Genomic DNA, 3194 nt, shown 5'->3' on the forward strand with positions numbered 1-3194 from the left:
TTATAACACAAATATAATTCTTGTAAAAGGTTTTTTTGTGTTTTTCTAAAAAACAATTGTTTTTATAATATAAACAGCCTTAAAGTACAGAACAACATCTCCAGACATCGTTATCCTCGTATACATACATTGTTAATTTGCATATAAGGTATTCAAAAAAACGGTTTCTGCACTTTGCAGAAACCGGTCATTTATCTATCATTATTTGTTAATTTAATTAGTAGTTGTTTCACTGGTCTGGCTAGACTCATCTTCAATCTTTACTTCTTTAATGTCCCTTATAACCTTCCAGATTCCTTCTTCCTTAACCAGATTCCATACGTCCTGATTATTTTCTATATATTTGGTTGTTTCTCCCTCAGTAACCTGATACTTGTAATAGACAGTAACCTTTGCAGTGTCTCCAGACACCTCATACCCCAATGTGTCGTAATCGATAAGATCGTATTTATCAGTAGTCATCTCCTCATAATACACATCAAAATTGTCTGTTCTGTCTTCTACTGGTGTAAGAATGAAAACCTGGCTGAATCGCTTGTGTCTTTCAGCCTTAAAATATTCATACATTGCATCCATTGGAGTTCTTCCTCTGAAATCCTCATCTCCCATGTCGACAGGGTATGTTGTACCTTTCTCCGCTGCAGATTTCATGAAAGATTTAGGATCATAAACATTAGATGAATTCCAGATCATATATGAATCTATTCCAAGCTCTTTTGCTGCAATTATCTGCTGTCTTACTTCTGTATATCCATAGTATATATGTCCTGCTACCCAGGTTGCAGTAAAATCCTGTAGCCATGGTCTTATAGAACTGCCCTCGGCTACTGCTGAATTTTTTTCAAGTGCTTCCATCATGGATCCTCTAATGACACCGTAGGGGTGTGCATCAGGAACTTCGTATCCGTACCAATCTGCTCCATAGTGGCTTGGATATGACATTGGACATACATAATCTACATGAGGTGCAATTTCAATCCATGACTGTCCGATGTCTTCAGGATAATCATCCCAGGTTCTAGTAATGAGGCCAAAAACGTCGGCTCCAATATTCACACCGTAATCTTCAAGACTTACCTTGGCATATTCAAGGAAATCCCCTATGGCCTCATCCTTTTGCCTTCCTTCCCTTCCTGGAAAATTTGTAATTGGATTGTAGGCTCTGGCATTGTCAGGAAACCTTACATAATCGAACTGTATTTCCTTGAAACCTAAAAGTGCGGCCTCTTTTGCTATAGCCACATTATAGTCCCATACATGCTTGTCAAATGGATTTACCCACGGAGTTCCGCTATAGTCATGCCAAACTCCACCATTTTTAAGCTGAATTGAATAATCAGGTTTTGCATAGGCAAAATTTCTATCTTTAAATGTTACTATCCTCGCTATGGGATAAATATCATACTTGTCAAGTATTTCCAGGAGGGCGCCTACATCCTTGATTCTTGTAGAACGGTTTGCATCTACGCTATTTACAATTTCAAGTGAGCTTTCGTAGGTTAAAAGACCCGAATCATCCTTTACATCTATTACAACTGCATTAATTTCAGTTGCTGCAGCTATTCCTATAATCTTCTCTAAAGTATTCAAGTTCTGCAGTGTTGGACTCAATCTATTTATTTCAGCAATGTTATTTGTCTCTACAGCCTCAATATATGATTTGTATGATTCTATATCATCTATATCCACAGACTTACCTGCAGTGCTTCCTGTAGAAAACAATCCCTTTGCATCAATTTTCACCTTTTCAACTTCAAAATCTACTGGAGGCAAAGGTATATAGAATTCTCCTAGATCCTGTTTTCTGATTTCTTCAAGTTCTGCCCTATCCTTCAGTGCCTGTTCATATGCAATTTGAGCCTGCTCTTCCTCAGTAAGCTTATCAACAGGATTTTCTGTAACATTATCAGGGTCCTCGATGTTTACTACCTCGTCTGTAATATTTTCTGATGGCTCTGTAACTTCGTTATTATCTCCAGAATCCGTATTTTTATTTCCGCATCCCCCGAGAGTCATTATCATGCATAGTACAAGTATTACTGCAATCATTCTATTAACCATTCAATACTCCTCTTAGTTATTTTTATAGCTACTTTGTTTCCACTCGAATTATATCATAGCATCATTCATTTTTTCATATTTTATTATGAATTTATAGAAACATATTCAGCAAGTTCACCCATAGACAACTCTTTTTTAGTTCCGCTTTTATTGTTTATTACCTCATAGATGTTGTCAACAGACTTCTTACCAACTATGATAGTAATTGAACATCCTATTAGCTCAGAATCCTTGATTTTCGATCCCATGCTCCCTTTTCTGTCATCAAGAATGGTCTTTTCAGATCCTGTAATTCTCGAGATTTCCAAAGCCTTTTCAAGTATGTCTTCCTTGTTGTTTGCAACAATAACATAGTATTCAAAGGGTGATGTAATTACTGGCAACACAAGCTTATCCTCAGTTGAATTGAAATGAACAACAGCCGATAAAAGTCTATACATGTTTATTTTAATCCTTCCTATGGCTACGTTCTTATCTTTTGAATTATGGTCCTTATAACGAAGAGAATTGTCTTCTGAAAAACCGCCGTCAAATATTTCCAAATCAACAATTTTCAAGTAGTCTATTAAATCACATTCCTCATGTTCACAAGTAATGATGTCATCTACAAGATCAGCTTCAAAATCCCTTCCCAGATTTACATTTTTCAGATGGTAGTCTTTCTTATTTGCTCCTGCTATAAAATTATTCATTGCAAAAACTTCGTTGTCTATTAATACCATGCAATTTTTAAGACCCACAGGTCCTGTTGATCCCGGATATCCTCCTATTGCCTGTATTTCTTCTCTCTCCATAGAAACAATTCTTTCAGGAAGAATATCAAGGGCAACAGCCAGTTTTTCCAAACTCAACGACCTGTCTCCCCTTACAAAAGCAACTGCATTGTCTCCATTACAGTTTAACAAAAGAGCCTTTACAAGGTTTTTACTGTCTTCATTTAAAAATTCAGCCAGATCCTCTATTGTTTCTATTCCTGGTGTATTTATCTCTTCAAGCTCCAAGAGAGTCAATTCTACTCTCTTTGGCTCCATGTTATTTGCCAGGTATTCCACATCCAAATATTTTTCTCCAGTATTAACTTCTAAATACTTAGAGTCCATGTAGTCCATTTTTGTTCCAATGAAAAATCCTCT

General features: G+C 36.4%; 2 protein-coding genes. Both read right to left on the bottom strand.

Annotation, left to right across the window (positions count from 1 at the left end; all coding sequences use genetic code 11):
- Nucleotides 1-213: 213 nt before the first annotated feature.
- On the bottom strand, nucleotides 214-2061 hold the full coding sequence (locus tag AC3AX0_RS10090) for a putative glycoside hydrolase (RefSeq protein WP_487550165.1): 1848 nt from the start codon (nucleotides 2059-2061) through the stop codon (nucleotides 214-216).
- Nucleotides 2062-2144: 83 nt separating this feature from the next.
- The coding region (locus AC3AX0_RS10095; RefSeq protein WP_487550166.1) for a YbaK/EbsC family protein at nucleotides 2145-3194 on the bottom strand (1050 nt) is incomplete at its 5' end.

The organism is Dethiosulfatibacter sp., assembly GCF_983023055.1.

Coding starts and splice junctions, on each gene's coding strand:
- AC3AX0_RS10090 (WP_487550165.1), bottom strand. CDS start 2,061: ATGGTTAATAGAATGATTGCAGTAATACTTGTACTATGCATGATAATG.